This is a genomic window from Methylobacterium sp. Leaf88 (genome assembly GCF_001422795.1).
Taxonomy (GTDB): Bacteria; Pseudomonadota; Alphaproteobacteria; order Rhizobiales; family Beijerinckiaceae; genus Methylobacterium.
The window spans coordinates 176,031-194,879 of sequence record NZ_LMMK01000022.1; the positions used below are offsets into that span (position 1 = coordinate 176,031).

General features: G+C 68.4%; 14 protein-coding genes and 1 riboswitch. Of the genes, 5 read left to right on the top strand and 9 right to left on the bottom strand.

The window, feature by feature from the left end:
- Positions 1-94 precede the first annotated feature (94 nt).
- The 9 genes from ASF20_RS14200 to pedF form a co-directional block, all read right to left on the bottom strand.
- Positions 95-1,258, bottom strand: a complete 1,164-nt coding sequence (locus ASF20_RS14200) for a heparan-alpha-glucosaminide N-acetyltransferase domain-containing protein (RefSeq protein WP_056275059.1) — start codon at positions 1,256-1,258, stop codon at positions 95-97.
- Positions 1,259-1,562: 304 nt separating this feature from the next.
- On the bottom strand, positions 1,563-3,050 hold the full coding sequence (locus ASF20_RS14210) for a DUF3526 domain-containing protein (RefSeq protein ID WP_162242627.1): 1,488 nt from the start codon (positions 3,048-3,050) through the stop codon (positions 1,563-1,565).
- Positions 3,047-4,441: a DUF3526 domain-containing protein gene (locus ASF20_RS14215; RefSeq protein WP_056275063.1), complete on the bottom strand. Its 1,395-nt coding sequence runs from the start codon at positions 4,439-4,441 to the stop codon at positions 3,047-3,049. The genes ASF20_RS14210 and ASF20_RS14215 overlap by 4 nt, the downstream gene beginning before the upstream one ends.
- Positions 4,438-5,181, bottom strand: coding sequence for an ABC transporter ATP-binding protein (locus tag ASF20_RS14220; protein WP_056275064.1), 744 nt, complete (start codon positions 5,179-5,181; stop codon positions 4,438-4,440). Before ASF20_RS14220 ends, ASF20_RS14215 begins: the two co-directional genes overlap by 4 nt.
- The gene (locus ASF20_RS14225) at positions 5,181-7,304 is read right to left on the bottom strand and encodes a TonB-dependent siderophore receptor (protein ID WP_056275099.1); all 2,124 of its coding nucleotides are present in this window, start codon (positions 7,302-7,304) and stop codon (positions 5,181-5,183) included. The genes ASF20_RS14220 and ASF20_RS14225 overlap by 1 nt, the downstream gene beginning before the upstream one ends.
- 221 nt (positions 7,305-7,525) lie before the next feature.
- Positions 7,526-7,736: riboswitch (cobalamin riboswitch) on the bottom strand.
- 468 nt (positions 7,737-8,204) lie between these two features.
- Positions 8,205-8,435 (bottom strand): hypothetical protein, encoded by a 231-nt coding sequence (locus ASF20_RS14230; protein ID WP_082501352.1) that lies wholly within the window; start codon positions 8,433-8,435, stop codon positions 8,205-8,207.
- Between the two features lie 168 nt (positions 8,436-8,603).
- A complete protein-coding gene (locus ASF20_RS14235) occupies positions 8,604-10,367 on the bottom strand; it encodes a PQQ-dependent methanol/ethanol family dehydrogenase (RefSeq protein WP_056275069.1) in 1,764 nt (587 codons plus the stop codon).
- Positions 10,368-10,569: 202 nt separating this feature from the next.
- Positions 10,570-11,454, bottom strand: coding sequence for a transporter substrate-binding domain-containing protein (locus ASF20_RS14240; protein WP_056275071.1), 885 nt, complete (start codon positions 11,452-11,454; stop codon positions 10,570-10,572).
- 14 nt (positions 11,455-11,468) lie between these two features.
- A complete protein-coding gene (pedF, locus tag ASF20_RS14245; RefSeq protein WP_056275074.1) occupies positions 11,469-11,891 on the bottom strand; it encodes a cytochrome c-550 PedF in 423 nt (140 codons plus the stop codon).
- Between the two features lie 296 nt (positions 11,892-12,187).
- On the opposite strand from pedF, the gene ASF20_RS14250 reads away from it, so the two are divergent.
- The 5 genes from ASF20_RS14250 (at position 12,188) to ASF20_RS14270 (ending at position 18,415) form a co-directional block, all read left to right on the top strand.
- The gene (locus tag ASF20_RS14250; RefSeq protein WP_348271549.1) at positions 12,188-13,333 is read left to right on the top strand and encodes an ABC transporter substrate-binding protein; all 1,146 of its coding nucleotides are present in this window, start codon (positions 12,188-12,190) and stop codon (positions 13,331-13,333) included.
- A 56-nt stretch (positions 13,334-13,389) separates the two neighbouring features.
- Positions 13,390-14,394, top strand: a complete 1,005-nt coding sequence (locus ASF20_RS14255) for a YVTN family beta-propeller repeat protein (protein ID WP_056275076.1) — start codon at positions 13,390-13,392, stop codon at positions 14,392-14,394.
- A gap of 104 nt (positions 14,395-14,498) precedes the next feature.
- Positions 14,499-16,523: a 4Fe-4S binding protein gene (locus tag ASF20_RS14260; RefSeq protein WP_156648082.1), complete on the top strand. Its 2,025-nt coding sequence runs from the start codon at positions 14,499-14,501 to the stop codon at positions 16,521-16,523.
- Positions 16,520-17,497 (top strand): FAD:protein FMN transferase, encoded by a 978-nt coding sequence (locus ASF20_RS14265; protein ID WP_056275077.1) that lies wholly within the window; start codon positions 16,520-16,522, stop codon positions 17,495-17,497. The genes ASF20_RS14260 and ASF20_RS14265 overlap by 4 nt, the downstream gene beginning before the upstream one ends.
- Before the next feature lie 135 nt (positions 17,498-17,632).
- The gene (locus ASF20_RS14270) at positions 17,633-18,415 is read left to right on the top strand and encodes a DUF1194 domain-containing protein (protein WP_082501358.1); all 783 of its coding nucleotides are present in this window, start codon (positions 17,633-17,635) and stop codon (positions 18,413-18,415) included.
- The last annotated feature ends 434 nt before the right edge of the window (positions 18,416-18,849 follow it).

The following is an 18,849-nucleotide window of genomic DNA, read 5'->3' on the forward strand; positions in this document are numbered from 1 at the left end:
GCCCAGCCGTGAACTCGCATCGGTCGGTGGCCATCAACGGGAGCCATTGCGAGGCTTCTATCGAGCCTCTGGAAGGGGGCTTCTAATGGCGGGCCTACAAGTAGCTCAAGGCCGGCAACGCCGCCCGACGTTTCAGGCCGACCATCCAACGGCAGGCGAGCCAGAGCGGGGGGGCAAGGGCCGCCGCGACCAGCCAGATCTGCACCGGCGCTCCCGCCTCGATCCGGCCGGAGGGGTCGCCGAGGCCGAGCGCCAGGGCGCCGTCATGGAGAAGCCGCAACAGCCAGAGATGCGCAAGGTAGAAGAACAGCGGCGCGCCGCCGAAGGTGCGCAGCCAGCCGAGGCTTCGCACCGGCACCGCCTCGAACAAGGCGAGGAGCCCGAGCCCGAGGCCCAGGGTCAGCAACAGGAAGTCGGCCGAGGGCGGGTACTTGGTGAGGTTCACGAAGGAGAGCGCAGTCATTAGGATCGTCGCTCCCGTCTGCCACGGCACCGGCTCGCCGTAGCCGTTGAGGCCCCGGAGGATCACGAAGGCGATGAGCGCCGCGCCGCTCATCGCCAGGAGCCCTTTGCGACGAGGGGCCGGCGCGACCGCTCCGGCGAAAAGCGGCCCTAGGGCGTAGCCTGCCGCGATCACGCCGAACCAGGGCAGCACGGGATAGGAGGTCCGCGCCACGCCCCAGGGCAGTTCGATGAAGCCGCGCTGGTGCAGGATCGACCAGAGGACGTAGCCAGTGTCGCCGAGCTGGAGCACGAATCCGTCGAGCAGGTTGTGGCCGAGCATCACCGCCGCGGCGAAGACGATGAGGGCAGCGCGCGGTAGCCAGAGCAGGGCGGCCAGCGCTACCATGCTGAGGCCGATGGCCCAGATCACCTGCAGGTAGAGGATCGGCGGAGCGAGACTGCGGGTCCAGGCGAGGCTGACCAGCGTCACCTCCATGAGGATCAGCAGGAGGCCGCGCTTTGCCAGGAACACGCTGGTCGCCCGCCGGTCGCCGTGCTTCTGCGCGTGGAGGCTGGCTGAGAGGCCGGTGAGCAGGATGAAGACCGGCGCGCAGAGATGCGAGATCAGCCGGGTCATGACGAGGTCGGGCGGCGTGAGACTGAGGTCCATCGGGTCGCGAACCTGGGCGTGCAGGTAGACGAACTCCCGCACGTGGTCGACGAGCATGAGCAGCATGACGAGGCCGCGTAGGGCGTCGATGGAGACGATGCGGGATCGCGGACTGTGCGCTCCTTCGAAAGTTCCAGGTCTCATCTCGCGCGCTCCGTTCCGATCCGATGCAAGAGCCGGCCGACATCGACTGGTGTCCAGACTGCGCCGCCGCGCGGCTTGCAGATCCCTCGCCGCGTGAGCTCCAGGGCGAGGCACTGGGGCGTCCGCCCGACTTCCCCACGCATCGCGTCGATAATCGGCATGAGATCGAGAGCGTAGCGGCGGGCGCGCGCGGACGAGGCCCCGCGTCCGGCATCCCCGCGCCGGACGCAGGCGGCGGAAACGTCACGGGGCTGGGTCGCCACCGGGCTGGCATCCTCGGAGGCTTCGTTCCGGTTCGGGCGCATCATGCAGGCCATCTGCAAAGACGACGGTAGGCCAGCGCGGTTATGAACAAGGCACCCGCCATGAGACAGCCGAGAGCGACCATCGCCTGATGTTCGGCCGCTACGCGCGGGATGGAGGGCTCGAAAGCCGGCACGGTGTCGTAGGCGGTGAAGTCGAGGCGCGCGGGGCAGCCCTGACACACCGGGACTGGATCGAGGGCCTGGGCGAGAATGCGAGGCTCGAAGAACGCACGCAGGTCCCGGCGATAAGCGGCGCCCGACGCCAGGAAGGCGGAATGGCGCTCCGCGTCGGTTCCCGCCGCCATCTCCAGTGCGCGTGCGAGGACCGTGGCGGGTGACAGGATCACCAGGCGCCGGCTCCAGGCCGCCACCGCCCGGGCATGGTCCCGTGCGGCATCACGGTAGCCCGCCAGCGCTTCGTCGTAGAACGCATCGCGGGCGAGGCGCTTGATCTCGGGCGCCTCTGCCAGCCCCGGCCGGCTTACGGCCTTCGAAACCTTGCCGGTCAGCCAGGCCGCGGTGATCCGTGCGCCTTCCTCACCGGTGTAGAAGCGGACCTGAGCCTGCCGGCTCGCATCAATGGCCGCGATCCGAGAAGGCGTCGGTGCGAGGACATCGACCACGAGGCCGAGCGTACTTGGCAGGGCCACTGTGACGCAGGACCAAGCCAGTACGAGGATCGCGAGGGCGACGACGCCCCCGCGCCACAGGCTGGCCACCAGGGCGCAAGCCGACACCCACAGAACGACGTAGGCGGCCAAGGCCGTCGCGAGGAGGGCCAGCGTGACCGTCCATCCGTCGAGCGCTCCCAGGCCGCCCGAGACGATGAGCGCCAGCGCCGTTCCGCCGAGCACAGCCGTGATGGCGACCAGCGCCACGGCCCCGAACTTCGCACTCGCCACGCGACGCGGTTCGACGGGCTGCGACGCGATCATGCGCAAGATGCCGCTGTCGAACTCGGAGGAAAGCCGCGTGCCGGCGAGCGCGATGACCGCGAGCGGCACAAGGTAGACCAGCACGAAGGCAAGATCGAACGGGCCGAGCCTGAGCCGGGCCGTCGAGCCGGGCTCGTAGGCGGTGTCGTCGAAGACCGTGCTGAAGCCGAAGCTGGCCCGCATGATCGCGGGCTGCACGTCGGACTGACCGGCCGCGAACGCAGCGAGCGGCGTCGGCGGCTTCACCGCGTAGGCAGCCATGAAGTAGGTCATGTAGCCGAAGGCGTCGGTGGGGTCCTGCCAGTAGTTCACCTTGATCGGCGAGGGCTTGGCGTAGCGCTTATGGGCGGCCCTGGCGTCCCGCACGACTCGGTCGGTGTCGGCGGCGGCCTGCGCGAGGGCGGCCCGCTCCGAGGCGACGCGCCCTGCGCCCGTCCACGCCGCCAGGCAGAGCGCCACGAGGAGGGCAGCGAGGATCGCCCAGGTCAGGCGCTCGCGCAGGATCAGGCGCAACTCAGCCTGGACCAGGACAAAGAACCGTACAGTTGTCACGGCTTCAACCTCCGGACCAGGGGAAGGCACAGGGCCACCATCAGACCGAGCCAGAGAGCGAGGACGAGGGCCGGAACGCGTGCGTTGGCTAGCGTGCTCGCGAACGGCAGTGGCCGGGGGACGAAGGGCGGGATCTCGCTCCATAGGTCCGGCCCGGCGACGAGGGTGGTTCCGCCGCGCTGGGGATGGTCGCGGATCTCGGCGTTCATGCGTTCGGAGATTCGGCGCCGATAGGCCTCCGCCGCCCAGACGAAGTTGGCGTGCTGAGCGAAATCGGTGCCCGCCAGCGTCTGCGAGAGGGCCTGCAGGGCGACCCGCGGCGACAGGAGACCGGCCCAGGCCAAGGCCCTGTCCTGAGCCGCGAGGCTATCGAAGAAGGCACCGAGCTCGCGGTCGTAGACCGCGAAGTTGTGTCCCTCGTTCTCGGACATCATCAGGCCGCGAAGGTCTACGGGCAGTTCGTCGGGGTCGCTGACGCCGTAGCGGGCCAGCACCGCGCGCGTACGAAGATCGTTCGCCTCGGCGGTGCGATGGCCACGGAATCCGGCCTCGATCCGGGCTCGGACCTCCCGGTAGGACAGGGCGGGCACGGCGGCGTCGACGCCGACGATCGCGAGGCGGGGGGCCGCGACGCAGAGGAGGACCCAGGCCGCGAGCGAAGCGGCGAGCGCGCCCCGTGCCGTGCGGGCGACCAACGAGACGAGCATCGCGAGCAGCAGGAACACCGCGCCGTAGGCGAGTTGTGCGGCGATCCAGGTCAACAGGCGTGGACCGAGCTGCCAGCCCGCACCATCCTGACTCGTCACCGCGAGCGCACCGATCCCGAGAAAGGGGAGGCCCGCCACGAGGGCGAGGGCGGCAAAAAGGGCTGCGAACCGGGCCGCGAAGAGAGGTCCCGGCGGGACGCCGTTGCCGAGCGCGAGACGCAGCGTGCCTCGCTCGCGGTCGGCCGCGAAGGTGGAGAAGCCCAGCAGGATGGCGGCGAGCGGCACCACGAGCTGGACGATGTCGGCGACGCTGCCGAGGCCGGACCTCGCGAGCGGTCCAGCATCTTGGATGGCGCGGTAGACTGCGTCGTTGAAGACGTGTGCCTCGACCCGTACCATCCGGCCCGTATAGGGCTCGGTACCGGGATCGAGCACGGCAAGCGGTGCGGAGGGACGGAACACCCACAGCCCGAAATGGTCGGCCGAATGCGGGTTCTTGGTATCCTGGCCGAGCCAGCGCGCGCGCTCGGCCGCCGCGACCTGAGCGACCTCGCCGGCGTAGCGCGTGGAGTCCCGCCAAGCCCCGAGGCCCGCGACCGTGAGGAGCACGACGAGGACGGCACCGATCCAACGGAGGCGCGCATCGTGGGCGGTGCGCGCGAGTTCGGCCGCCAGTCGTCTCACGCCGCGCTCCCCGCCAGCCGCTCGATGTAGAGCCGCTCCAGGCCGACATGGTCGAGGGTCCTGGGGTCGATCTCCTCGACGATCCGGCCACGGCTCAGCACGCCGACGCGCCCGGCCATCTCGCGCACGCGGTAGAGGTCGTGGGTCGCCATCAGGATGGCGGTGCCGCGCTCAGCGGCCGCCCGGACCGTGGTGGAGAAGTCCGCGGCCGCGCTCGGATCGAGGCCTGAGGTTGGTTCGTCAAGGAGGAGAAGCCGGGCACGGCGCGCGAGTGCCACCGCGATGCCGACCTTCTGGCGCATGCCCTTGGAATAGGAGCCGGCGGGACGCTCGTGGGCAGGCTTGGCAAGGCCGGCCTCGGCGAGGAGCGTACGGGCGCTCGCCTTCGTCAGGTCGAGGCCCGCAAGCGTCGTGAAGTAGCGCAGGTTCTCCACCCCGGAGAGGCCGGGATATAGCGCCACCTGCTCGGGGATGTAGGCCACGTGTCGGCGGGCACCGACCGGGTCGGCGCCGGCATCGACACCGCAGACCCGGACCGTGCCGGCATCCGCCTTCAAGAAGCCGAGGATCAGGTTGACCGTGGTGGTCTTGCCGGCACCGTTCGGCCCGAGCAGGGCGAAGACCTCGCCGGGGCGGAGCGACAGGTCGAGGCCATCGAGGGCTCGGCGTTCGCCGAAGCGCTTGCTCGCCCCCTGGATCTCCAGGACGAAGTCACCCGCATGGGTGGTGACGTCAGCCATCAGAACCGCACCGAGATCGTGCCGGTGAAGCGCCGGGGCGCGCCGGGATAGACCCGGAAGGCGTTGTTCGAGCTCTCGTAGTAGGTCGCGTCGAAGATGTTCTCGACGTTGAGGCCGAAGCGCATGTTCTCGTAGCGGTAATAGGCCAGGGCATCGACCGCGATGTAGGCCGGGAGCACGAAGCCGGAGCCTGCCGCGTCCCCGGCGCGTTCGCCGACGCCGCGCACGCCGCCGCCGAGGCCAAGGCCCTTCCAGGGGCCCGCCTGCACCTCGTGCACGGCGAGCAGACTGCCCGAGTGGCGCGGGATGTTGATGAGCGGTGCGCCTATCGGCAGCACGTTGTCCTTGGTCACCTCGGCATCAGCGTAGACGTAGCCCGCCAGGATCTTGATCTCTGGGGTGATCTGGCCGGCGGCGGTCAGTTCAAAGCCCTGGCTGCGCACGCCGCCCGCTGCCAACGAGAAGCCGCTGTTGTTGGGGTCGGCCGTCAGCACGTTCTCGCGCTCGATGCGGAAGGCCGCCGCCGTCAGGCCGAGCGCGCCTCCGAACAGATCGAGCTTGGCGCCGACCTCGTAGCCGATCCCGGTCTCGGGCTCGAACGGCACAGAGCGAGCTACCGCGAAAGCGTCGGGGCCGATATTAGGCCGGAAGCTGGTGCCGACATTGGTGTAGAGCGAGAGCGCCGGCAGGGGCTGATAGACGAGGCCGGCGCGCGGCGTCGCCGCCACCCGGGATTGTTCCGTCTGCGTCGCCGTCGTGCGCTCAAGGAAGGACTGCTCGAAGAAGTCGAAGCGCACGCCGAGCAAGGCCTTCCACTCAGGGCTCAGCGCGATCTGGTCCTGGGCGTAAAGGCCGGTGTTGGTGACCCGCTCCAGGTTGTTGCGCCGGATGGTGAGCGGCGGGAGGGCCTGGCCGTAGCGCGGATCGTAGATGTCGAGGCTGTAGGGGCTCTGGCGGAAGTTCGAGCGGTCGTAGACCACGCGGCTGTCGGTGCTCTCGCGCTCGAAGCCGAGAAGCAGGGTATGACCGAGATCGCCGGTGGCGAAGCGCCCCACCACCTCGGCCTGACCGATGGCGGTATCCCAGCGGTAATCGCGAAAATTCCGGTCGCGCAGGACGGTGCGGTTGTCGGCGGCGAGGCCACGGACCTCCGCCGATTCCCCGACCAGCGAGCCGGTGTTGAAGTGGGTGGCCAGCCGCATCTGCCAATCGGCGTTGAAGCGATGCTCGACGCGCACCTGCATGGTGTCCGAACTCTGGTCGGTGCTCTGCCCCGGCTCGCCGAGGAAGCGGGAGATCGGCAGGAAGCCGAGTTGCTTGTTGATCGCGATCACGCCCCGGTCGACCACGATGCGGTTGCGCAGGAACTCGGTCTCGACGGTAATTTTCGTGTCCGGCGTGATCTGCCAGCTCACGACGGGAGCTACGAGGAGCCGGTCGCCATCCACGAAATCGCGGAAGCTGTTCTGGCGTCCGCCCGCGAAGTTGAAGCGGTAGAGGAGCGTGCCGTCCTCGTTGAGTGCGCCGCCGGCATCCACCGTGCCGCGGAACTGCTCGAACGAGCCCCACAGGCCGCCCATCTCGACGAAGCGCTCGGCGGTCGGCTGCTTGGTGACGAAGTTGACGAGGCCGCCCGGGTCGCTGCGCCCGAACAGGCCGCCGCCGGGACCCTTCAGGACCTCGATCCGCTCGACGTTCTGGGTGTCGGGCGGCGGCGGCGAGCCCCGGTTGATCGGGAAGCCGTTGCGGTAGAGTTCCGAGGTCGTCGTGCCGCGGATGGCGTAGCTGAACACCGTCAGGCCGCCGAAATTGTTCTGCTGGGCGACGCCGGGCGTGTAGTTGAAGACGCGGTCGACGCGGGTGGCAGCGAGATCCGTGATGACCTCGCGTGGCGCGACGGTGACGACCTGGGGCACGTCGCGCTGAGGCGTGTCGGTCTTCGTGCTGCTCACCGCCCGGTCGGCCCGGTAACTCGGGGTCGGACCGATCAGGCCGATACCTGGGTTGGGACCAGCACCAGCGACGGTCGGGGCACCTCTGCCATCCCCTTCCACGGAGAGCTCCTCCAGCGTGACGGCCTCCTGCGCCCGTGCCTCCAAGGTGGGTGAAACCGTCGAGAGGATCGCGGCAAGGGCGCAACGCGATCCCCGGCGTTCGGGTCTCCAGCGGCGCTTGGTGGATGCGGGCGGGTTCGGGATCGGGGCCGTCGCGGTGGGCAGGCTCGGACGAAGGGGCACCGGTGCGCTCAAGGTTGTCGAGCGACGGCCGAGCGGGTGCCCTCACAGGATCGGCCGCGTCAGCAGCCGAGCCCGCTCATGCGCTCCGCCGGGACACCCCGCCCGAGAGACGTATCGTGGTGCAAGGCAGGTCTCCTGGCTCGCGGGTCATTGCCCTCGCCTCAGCCTTCCCGGTGCGACGCACCAGTGACCATGAACGGAAAGGGCTCGCCGCTGACAGTTGCGGGGGCAGCTTCGGAAGCACTCTTGCGAGCACCCCGAATTCCCTCTTAGCCCGCGAGCCGACGGCCCGCAGGAACCTTGACGGTCAGACATTCGCTGGGCGCCGCCGCATAGTCAATCGAGGGAACGCCATTTTCCGCAACATTGTAACATTGCATCGGCATGGTTCCGGATGGTTGTGCGTCGTCAGATGATTTGGGACGGTCTGCGGTGTTCAGGAGCGGAGGCTCTGGTCCATCTGGGGTGAGAGGTTAGGCAGCCTGTGCCTGGTGGTGCAACTGGCCGATGCCCGATGGCCTCCACGATAGGCTGCTTAAGAACGTCTTCCGATCGAAAGCAGCCGGACCGCATTTCACCCGTCCCGGTCATAGACCGGACCGGCGGATCTCGACCCAACCCAGTCGTTCAAGCGCCTTCGTGCGGCTCCCGTAAGCGGACGTGTAATCCACCTCTACTCTATCAGGGATGCGCCCTTTGCAAATACACAGTCAGCTCTCGCGGTGTCTCAATTTCGACGTTCAAATTCTTCGTCGCGGGTGAGCGAGGTCATGTCGCGCCTGCCTGTCATTGCGCCAGCGTACGCAGCTCCCCGCGGGCGAGTCCGATGAGGGTCCGGGCGAGCAGCCATCCGATCACCGCCGTCGCGAGCGCGAGCAGGCAGACGGCGAGGAGGTCGATCGCCGGGCCCGGCCGCGCCGTCGCGATCCGCAGGGCCGCGACGGATGCTGCGGCGAGGGGGAAGCTCACGCCCCACCACGACACGCGGAACGGGCAGCTCCACTCGAAGCGGGCGATATGGTCAAGGCATGAGAAAGCTCCGGGATGCCTGCGGTTGTTGAGATACCGCCGACATTCCGGAGCTCGGGCGCGCCAAACCCTCGAGCGAAGGCCGGCACGCTTTCAGAAAATTCGGGAGTCATCGGTCGGGCGATGGCCGGAGCCACCGTCCGATGACGGCTCCGTTCAGCGCGTGGCGACGGTCTTGGGCAGCTTGAAGGCCCAGAAGCTTCCACCCTGGTTGATTCCGGCGGTGGATTTCGCCACTTCGCCACCCCACAGCGGCACGGCCCCGCCCCAGCCGGCGGCGACGCCGACCCATTGCTCCCCGTCCTGCTCCCAGGTGATCGGCGACGCGACGACGCCGGTGCCGACCTGGAACTTCCAGACTTCCTCACCGGTCTTGGCGTCGAAGGCCTTCAGGAAGCCCTCCGGGGTTCCCGTGAAGACGAGGTTGCCCGCCGTGGTCAGCACGCCGGCCCAGAGCGGCGCCTTGTTCTTGTATTCCCACACCGTCTTGCCGGAGGCCGGGTCGATGGCCTTGAGCGAGCCGATATGATCCTCGAAGACCGGCTTGATCGTGAAGCCAGCGCCGAGATATGCCGCGCCCTTCTTGTACGAGACCGGCTCGTTCCAGATGTCCATGCCCCACTCGTTCGATGGAACGTAGAACAGCTTGGTGTCGGGACTGTAGGCGACCGGCATCCAATTCTTGCCACCGAGGAAGCTTGGCACCGCGAAGACGGACTTGCCCTTCTTGCCGTCCTCGGACTTTGCCGGGTCGCCCGGGCGGAAGGCGTCGTCGTAGATCGGGCGGCCCTTCTCGTCGATGCCCTTCGCCCAGTTGATCTTGTTCACGAACGGGGTAGCCGAGATGAACTTCCCGTTGGTCCGGTCGAGGACGTAGAAGAAGCCGTTCCGGTCGGCGGTGCCGCCGGCCTTCACGGTCTTGCCGTCCTTCTGCATGTCGAACGGCACGAACTCGTTGACGCCGTCGAAGTCCCAGCCGTCATGCGGTGTGGTCTGGAAGCCCCACACGATCTCGCCGTTGTCCGGATTGATGGCGAGCCGCGAGGCGGTCCATTTGTTGTCGCCCGGGCGCAGCGCCGAGTTCCAGGGGCCGGGGTTGCCGGTGCCGAAATAGACGAGGTTGCTCTCGGGATCGTAGGTGCCGCCGAGCCAGGTCGCGCCGCCGCCGAACTTCCAGGTGTCGCCCGGCCAAGTCTCGTTGACCTGGCCGGTCATGGTCGAGGGCTTGCCGTTGAGTTCGCCCATGTGACCCTCGATGACGGGCCGCTTCCACACCACTTCGCCGGTCTCGGCATCGCGCGCCTCGACCCGGCCGATGACGCCGAACTCGCCGCCGGACACGCCCGTGATGATCTTGCCCTTCACGATGATCGGCGCGGCGGTGTAGCTGTAGCCAGCCTTGAAGTCGTCGATGTCCTTGCGCCAGACCACCTTGCCGGTCTTCTGGTCGAGCGCCACGAGCTTGGCGTCGAGGGTACCGAAATAGACCTTGTCCTTATAAAGAGCGGCACCGCGGTTCACCACGTCGCAACAGGGCAGGATGCCCTCCGGCAGGCGGGCGTTGTATTCCCACAGCTTGTCGCCGGTGCGCGAGTCGATGGCGTACATGCGCGAATACGATCCGGTGACGTAGAGCACGCCGTCCTTGACCAGCGCCTGGCTCTCCTGGCCACGCTGCTTCTCGCCACCGAACGAGAAGGAATAGGCCGGCACCAGGCCCTTGATGTTGTCGCGATTGAGCGTCTTGAGAGGGCTGAAGCGCTGGGCCTGCGGCCCGAGACCGTAGGTAACGACGTCGCCAGTGGTCTTCGCGTCGTTGAGGATGTCCTGTTCGGTGACTTCGGCGAGTGCCGGCAAGGTCAGGTTGACGCAAAGGGCAGTGACGCCCACCGCCGCCAGGAACTGGTCGCGTATTCTCATGGCATTTCCTCCGCTCAAGGCCGGGCCCGGTTCTCCGTGACCCACTGGGTTTCGCCGTCTCGATGTGTTGGGAAGGCGCCCCTTGATGTCGAAGCTAGAGAAGTTCTCAGAGGATTCTTATTGGCCATTGGTCGAATAGCCGTCGGGTGCCGGGACTGAGGATGAGGTCTTGGCTTTCGGTCCTCGACGATGCTCGGTCGGCTCAATAGCCTTGCGGCGCGGAGTAGGTGACGCCGTAGGCGTCGCAGATCGCCTTGAGGCGCCCCTCGGTCGCCAAGGCCGCCAGAGCATCGCCCACCGCGTAGGCGAGGTCGCGAGAATCGCTGCGGACCGCCCCGCCCAGATCCCATCGGGTCCGGACGATGCCCGGCATGGGCACCTCGACCACGGGATTGTTCTCCCGCGAGGCGCCGGCGCCCGAGAGCGCTGCCTCGATGCCGGCGCGCGTGCCAGCAAGGATTGGCGCCTCGCCCGCGAGATACGCTTTCGCCGCCTCGTCGAAGCTGCGGTAGTGCTTCACGCCGGCGCGATACCGCCCGCCCTCGGCGTTCATCACGAGGCTGTCGGACGCGCTCATCCCCTCGACGGCGACGGCATGGCCTTCCAAGTCGCGCACACCCTCGAATCCCTCGATCCGGTCACGATGATAGGCGAAGGCGAGGCGCTGCTCGAAATACGGCGTCGTCAGGAAAATCTGCTCGTTGCGCGTGGCCAGCACCCGGTCGTGAGGCACATGCAGCATCAGGTCGGCCAGGGGTGTGCCTGCGAGGTCGCCGCGCCACAGATTGAGACGGAAATCGCCGTCGACGGTCTCGCCTGCATCCACCACACGCAGATCGAGGCGCAGCTTCAGGCGATCGGCGATGGCGCGGGCGAGGTCCACATCGATACCGCGGGGGGCGGCTTCGCCCTCCCCCGAGAACGGCACGTTGTCGCCGTAGACGGCGACCCTGAGAACGCCCGAGGCCGTCACCTCGTCGAGGGGCCGCGCGATTGCCGGCCGCCCGGTGGCCAGGCAGGTCGCGCTGAAGAGGGCGGCCAGGACGAGGTGGCGCGTCCGGGCGAACGGATCAGCGAGACGCCGCATCGCAGGATACCCTCTCATTCCTCGTGCTTCGATTCGATATAGGTGCGGATCGCCCACAGGGCCTCTTGTGAGAGCACGCCTTCGAAGGCCGGCATCTTCGTCATGCCATTGATGATCGCGCCGTGACGCACGCGCTCGACGAAGTATTCATCGCCTTCCTTGCCAACCGGAAGGTAGCGCAGATCGGGTGCCAGGCCGCCGGAGATGACCTGGAGACCGTGGCAGCGGGCGCAGTTCTGATTGAAGCCCGAATCGCCGATGGCGATCGCCTTGGCGTTGCCCCGATATGGATTCTCCTCCTTCCAGCCTTCCCCGAGGGGCGCGAGGCCTGCGGTGTCGACGGGTTGCGGCTGGACGTCGCCGTGACCGAAGGCCATGGACGCGGACAGAGCGAGACCGAGGGCGAGGAGCCCCCCGCCCAGGATGACAGGCTTCATCGTCGTTCCTCCCGTTATTATTGGAAACGGGTAGCAAGCGCCCTGAGCCGAACCCATTGTGCTTTGGTACAGGTCAGCATCGAAATCCCGCACCCGCCCCGTTGCACTTTGGTCCAATACCGGCCGCGGCAGTGCCGCCGCTATCCTGCCGCCAAAGAACGAACAGGGCGGGAGGGCCGATGCAGGGTCGGCGCTGGAAGCGGGATGGCGCGGGCCGTGGCCGCCCGCGTCCCCATCGTGCCGCGCGGATCGCAGCGGCGGTGGTATCCGGCCTGATGCTAGCGGGCGCGATAGCGATGCCCGGCGGTACGCGCGCGTCGGCCGCCGGCGAGGCGCTGACGATCCACTACCTCGAACGGCGTATCGAGCGCTCCGCCCCCCTCAATAATGAAGATCCGATCCCCGACGACGAAGGTCTGAAGGGGGCGGACCTCGGTTTGAGGGACTCGAACGCCACCGGTCGCTTCGTCGGACTGGGTTTCACGCTCGAATCCCGGATCGTCGCGCCGGAGGAGGATCTCCGGCACGTGTTCAGGAGCCTCGGACACGGTCCGGTCCGGTTCGTCGTGCTGAACGCGCCGGCCGACGACGTCCTGGCGCTGACCGACCTGCCCGAGGCCCGAGGAACCGTCTTCCTGAATATCGGGGCGCCCGATACCCGCCTGCGGGATGCCGACTGCCGGGCCCGGCTGCTGCATGTCCTGCCCTCGCGGGCGATGCTTGCCGATGCCCTGGTTCAGTTCCTGGCCTTCAAGCGGTGGGCCCGCATCCTGCTGTTGTCCGGCCCGGCGCCGGCCGATGCCCTCTACGCCGAAGCGCTGCGGCGGAGCGCGAAGAAGTTCGGGTTGCGGATCGTCGCCGAGTCGCGCTTCGATCCGGAGGGCGGCGACACACGGGACACGGCGCTGCGTGAGTTCGTGATTCCCACCCGTGGTCCCGAGCACGACGTGGTCGCGGTGGCCGACGAGGCGGGGGCATTCGGCACGAACCTCCTCTACAACACGGCATCGCCCCGCCCCGTCGTCGGCACGCAGGGGCTCACCCCCGCTGCCTGGGGGCGACCGGTGGAGGCCTGGGCGGCGGTCCAACTCCAGGGGCGCTTCCGCCGGCTCGCCGGGCGGGCGATGCGCCCGGTGGACTATGCCGGTTGGATGGCCGTGCACGCGCTCGGCGAAGCGGCGGTGCAGGTGCGCAGCACCGATCCCGACAGGGTCGCGGCGTTGGTCCTCGCACCCACATTCGAGGTCGGCGGCTTCAAGGGGCGGCCCCTGAGCTTCCGTGCCTGGAATGGGCAGCTGCGCCAGCCGGTGTTCCTGATCGGCCCCGGTGCGGTCACGGCCGTTGCGCCGATCGAGGGGTTTCTGCACCACCGCACCGAACTCGATACCCTCGGCCTCGACGAGCCCGAGAGCGTGTGCCGGACCTTCCGGAAGGCAGGCTGATGCGACCGCACATATCGGCTCCGCACCGCCCGCACCGACATCCGAAGGCGAAGGCCATGGCTCGCACCGCGTGTCTCGCCAGCCTTCTCTGCCTTGCCGGCGCGCTCCTGGCGTTGCCTGTTCTGGGCCAGGAGGTCTTTGTCTCGAACGAGCGCGACAATACCGTTTCGGTGATCGACGGCGGCTCCCTGGAGGTGGTCCGCACCTTCCCCGTAGGCCGGCGCCCGCGCGGTCTGACCTTCTCCCGCGACGGGCGCACCCTCTACATCTGCGCCAGCGATTCGGATGCCGTGCAGGTCATCGACCCCGACACGGGCGCGGTGCGGCACAACCTTCCCTCGGGCGAGGACCCCGAGCAGTTCGCCCTCGCGCCGGACGACCGCACGCTGTTCATCGCCAATGAGGAGAACGCCACCACCACTGTGGTCGATGCGCAGGCGCGCAAGGTCCTCGCCCAGATCGATGTCGGCATCGAGCCGGAGGGCATGGCGGTGAGCCCTGACGGAAAGCTCGCGGTCACCACATCCGAGACGACCAACATGGTGCATTGGATCGATGTCGCGACGCTTTCGGCGTTCGATGCGACGCCGGTGGGCCAGCGCCCGCGTGCCGCCGCCTTCTCGGCGGACGGGCGGATGCTGTGGGTCTCCTCGGAGATCGGCGGCACGGTGGCGGTGATCGACGTGGCCACCCGCCGGGTCGTCGAGACGGTGGGGTTCGGCGTGAAGGGCATCGCCGAGGACCGCCTTCAGCCCGTGGGCATCACCCTGACGCGGGACGGACGTTTCGCCTTCGTGGCGCTCGGCCCCTCCGACCGGGTCGCGGTGATCGACGCGAAGACCTACCGGGTCGTGAACTACATCCTGGTCGGACGCCGGGTCTGGCAACTCGCGATGACGCCGGACGAGTCACGCATGTTCACCACGAACGGGGTGTCGGGGGACGTGACGGTGATTGACCTGGCGACGCAACGCCCGATCCGCAGCGTCAAGGTCGGCCGGTTCCCCTGGGGCGTGGCGGTCCGGCCGGCACCGGCCGGCCCCTCAGGCACCACGCCATGACCGCGGCGCAGGTTCGCCCACGGATCACGCCGGTCTTTGCCGGATCATGGACGCGCCATCTCCTCCTCGTTCTCCTCGCGGCCCTGTGGGGAGGCCATCCCGCCATGGCGGGCACGCTCGATCGGGGGGGCATTGAGCGGTACTTTCCGGCTCCGCTCGTGGTGGGCGAGCGCGACGGGGCTTTGCCGGTCTGGCCCATCCTGAAACAGGAGGCCGGCCGCTACGAGATCTTCGCCTACGCTTTCGAATCTATCGACCTCGCACCGATCCCAGGCTTCGGGGGGACGCCCCCCGACCTCCTCGTGGCGCTCGCCCCCGATGGCACCTTCCGCGATGTGAAGGTCGTATCCCACCACGAGCCCGTCTTCCTGGAGGGCCTCGGCTCGGAACCGCTCTTCGCCTTCGTCGACCAATATGTGGGCTTGTCGGCCCGCAGGTCGATCCGGGTCGGCAGGCCGAACGCGCGGGGGGGCGGGGCCTCGGCAGAGACCACCGTGGACGGGATCTCCATGGCCACCGCCTCGACGCGCGTGATCAACGAATCGATCCTCGGTGCGTCCCTGGCCGTCGCGCGCGCCAAGCTGGGCTTCGGCGCTGCGAACGTCGGCCTGAAGGTCGAAGCCCAGCCGGATGCCAACGAATCCCTGAGCGTGGCCGACCTCGTCGCACGGGGCTGGGTGCGCCACCTCACCGTGACCCGCGGACAGGCCGAGGACGCTTTCCGGGATGCGGGCCTGGAACCCATCGACAGCGGCCCGGGCGACCGACCGCTCACCGATCTCACCTTCGCCTATCTCAACGTGCCGGCGATCGGCCGTAGCCTCCTCGGTTCGGACCGCTTCGCCGCGCTCATGCGCGAACTCGGCCCCGGCGACCATGCGGTGATGGTGGTGAGCCACGGCTCCGAGAATCCCCTCGGCGAGGATTTCGTGCTGGGTTCGATCCCCGAACGCCTCGCCGTGATGCAGGGCGGTCTGGCGGTGAACGCGCGGGACATGGCGATCGAGCGGCGCGGGGCCGCCCCTGGTCTGCCCGATGGGCCCTGGACGATCCTGCGGATCACCGGGGCCGCAGGCTTCGATCCCTCCGCGCCCTGGACGCTGAAGGCCAAGCTCATCCGAGAACGCGGGCAGATCCTGTCCGAGAAGATCGTCCGTGAGTTCTCCGCCGATTACACCCTCCCCGCCACGTTGTTCACCCGCGAGGCGGCGGAAGCGGGTCCGAGCTGGCTCGATCCGTGGCGAGCGCGCGGACCCGAACTCGGCGTCATCGCCCTGGCGTTGGCCGGGCTCGTGCCGGTGCTCGCGTTCCGGCGCATGCTCGTGGTCGACCGCCGCCGCTTCGCGATCTTCCGCCTCGGCTTCCTTGCCTTCACCCTCGGTTTCGTCGGCTGGTACGCCCAGGCGCAGCTCTCCGTCGTCACGCTGGTCGGCCTGGTGCGCGCCGCCACCGTGACCCACGATCTAGCCTTCCTCCTCTACGACCCACCCTCGCTGCTGCTCTGGGCCTTCGTCGTCCCGACCCTCGTGGTCTGGGGGCGGGGCACGTTCTGCGGCTGGCTCTGCCCCTTCGGCGCACTGCAGGAATTCACCGCCTGGCTCGCCAAGCCCCTGCGCATCCGGCCGATCGCGGTACCGCCCCGGCTCGATCTCTGGTTGCGACAGGCGAAGTACGGGCTCCTCGCCGGCATCCTCGTCGCCGCCGCCACCGGCTCGCCCCTCGCGGATACGTTTGCCGAGGCGGAGCCGTTCAAGACCGCCATCACCCTCTACTTCGTGCGGGCCTGGCCATTCGTGGCCTACGCGGTCGGCCTGCTGGTGCTCAACCTCTTCGTCTACAAAGGTTTCTGCCGCTACCTCTGTCCGCTCGGCGCCGGGCTCGCGATCCTCGGGCGCCTGCGCGTCCTCGACTGGATTCCGCGTCGGGCGGAATGCGGCAGCCCGTGCCAGCTCTGCAAGGTGCGCTGCCGCTACGGAGCCATCGCGCCGTCCGGCCGGATCGACTACCCCGAGTGCTTTCAATGCATGGATTGCGTGACGATCATCCAGGACCCGCAGCAATGCGTGCCGCAGGTGGTGGCCGCCAAGCGCGGGCGGCGGATCGCCCCCCAGCAGGCACCGGCGGAATGACGGCCATCCTGCGCCCGGCCCGGCGCCGCCTCCTCGTCGGGGGCACCGGCCTCGCTACGGCCGCACTCGGCGGCGTGGTCGCGTTCCGCGCGATGGCCGGCGCGCAGGGCCTCACGACGCGAACCCGCACGGGCCTCGCCTTCGGCACCACCGTCGCCCTCACCGTGGCCGGGCCCGAACCGTCCGCCCTCGACGCGGCCCTCTCCGACGGGTTCGCGGAGATCCGCAGTGTCGAGGACGCCGCGAGCCTGTTCCGGGCAACCAGCGCCCTGAATCGCCTCAATCGCTCCGGCCACCTCGAGACGCCGCCCGCACACCTGACCACGCTCCTGCGCTTCGCCCTCGACCTTGCGGCGGGGACCGGCGGCGCCTTTGATCCGACCGTGCAGCCATTCTGGCCGCTCTGGGCGCAGGCCGCCGCGCGGGGTGAACGTCCGGACCCGGCCTCCCTTCGCCGGGCGGCCGCCCGGATCGGCTGGCGCAAGGTCTCCCTCACGCCCGAGCGCATCCTTCTGGAGCCCGGCACCGCAGTGACGCTGAATGCCCTGGTCCAGGGCTACGCTGCCGACCGGGTTATGGCATCCCTGCATACGCGTGGGATTACGGATGCCTTCGTGGATACCGGCGAGTTCGGCGCCGCGGGAACGCACCCGGACGGTACGCCCTGGCGCCTCGGCATCGCCGATCCGCGGGCGCCGGATAACCTCGCCGCCGTGATCGAACCGTTCACGGGCTTCGCCGCAACCTCGGGAGACTACAGCATGAGCTTCTCGCCGGACCGCGTCGACCACCACATCTTCGACCCCGCGACCGGGCGTTCTCCTGCAGGCCTGGCTTCGGTGACTGTCACCGCCCCGACTGGGCTTCTGGCCGACGGCCTGTCCACCAGCTGCATGGTCCTCGGTACAGCACCCGGTCGCGACCTCGTTGCGCGGCATCCGGGCTGCACGGTGCGCTTCATCGACAAGACCTGAATCGATAGCAACCGAACGATGCCCCGGCTTCCCCCCGCTCCGAAATTCGACATCCACGTCCCGGTCGGCGGGGTCAGCGAGCCGCCCGGACAGCAATCCCGACAACGCTCTGAACGGCCCTGGTGGCGGTCGGGTCTGCTGGCACCCACACGAGCTCCGGCGCGACGCTGGCGTGCGCGATCCGCGGCGTTTCTGTTCGTCTGCAGCACGACCGCGGCAGTCAGGGCCGAACCGCCGGTCGCGGTCGCGCTCATCGTCTCCGTGGATGTGTCGCAATCGGTCGACGCGGCGCGCTTCGGGCTGCAGATGGAGGGAATTGCCGAGGCCCTGGAAGATCCCGGCGTTGTTGCAGCGATGACCGCGCGGCCAGGAGGAACGCTCTTCGCCATGGTGACCTGGGCCGATCGGGCCAGCCTAGCTGTTGGATGGCGGCGGATCGCGAGCCGCGCCGATGCGGTCGCCGCAGCGGCGCAGGTCCGGGCGACCCCCCGCCAGACCGGTGAATTCACCTGCCTGGCTCAGATGTTCCGCACGATCGCCGGGAGCGTGATTCCCGCCATGCCGATCCCCGCCGAGCGCATCGTCGTCGACGTCTCGGGCGACGGCATCGACAATTGCACGGACACGGACGACCTTGCCACCGAGCAGGCCGCCGTCCTCGCCTCGGGCGCCACCATCAATGGCCTGCCGATCCTCGTTCCGGGCGAGAACGATGTCGTGGGCGCCGGCGCATACAGGGCCCCAGGGTACGGCCTCCGGGCGACGCCGCTGCCTCAGGAGCATATCGGCCTCCAGCAATGGTTCGAGGCGCACGTCGTCGCTGGACCGAACGCGTTCTTGCTCACCGCGAAAGGCTATGGCGATTTTTCCAGGGCCATACGCCGCAAATTCATGACGGAAATCAGTTCGTATCGATAGGCATTTTTGCCCTTGAGTGGTGCTTCTGTTGTCAAACCTCCGACCTGGCGCCGACTGACAGAATCCACAGATTCGGTGGTTAACAGACGCTCCAGATCGGTTGCAGAGAGCACGGTGCTGAGCAAGCGGCAGATTTCTGCTCATGGTGCAAAGCCGTCTTGCGCCGCAACTCATGGGAACGTCCGGTTTGTTGGCGCCGCTTCCCAATAGCGGACCGGCTGAAATCCACCCATCCCAGTCGTGGAACAGGCCGGCAAGTGTCGACCCAACATCGTCATAGCGAGGGGTCCGGCCCTTGCCCGGAAGCGGAAAATCGCCGCGCTGTTCGATGAGGGAATGCTCGTCACACGGTCATCCGACGTGAGACAGCGACTGATCCGCCCCCATTGAAGTGGTCCGCCCTTTGGTATGGCTTTTGAGCCTGGAGGACGGAC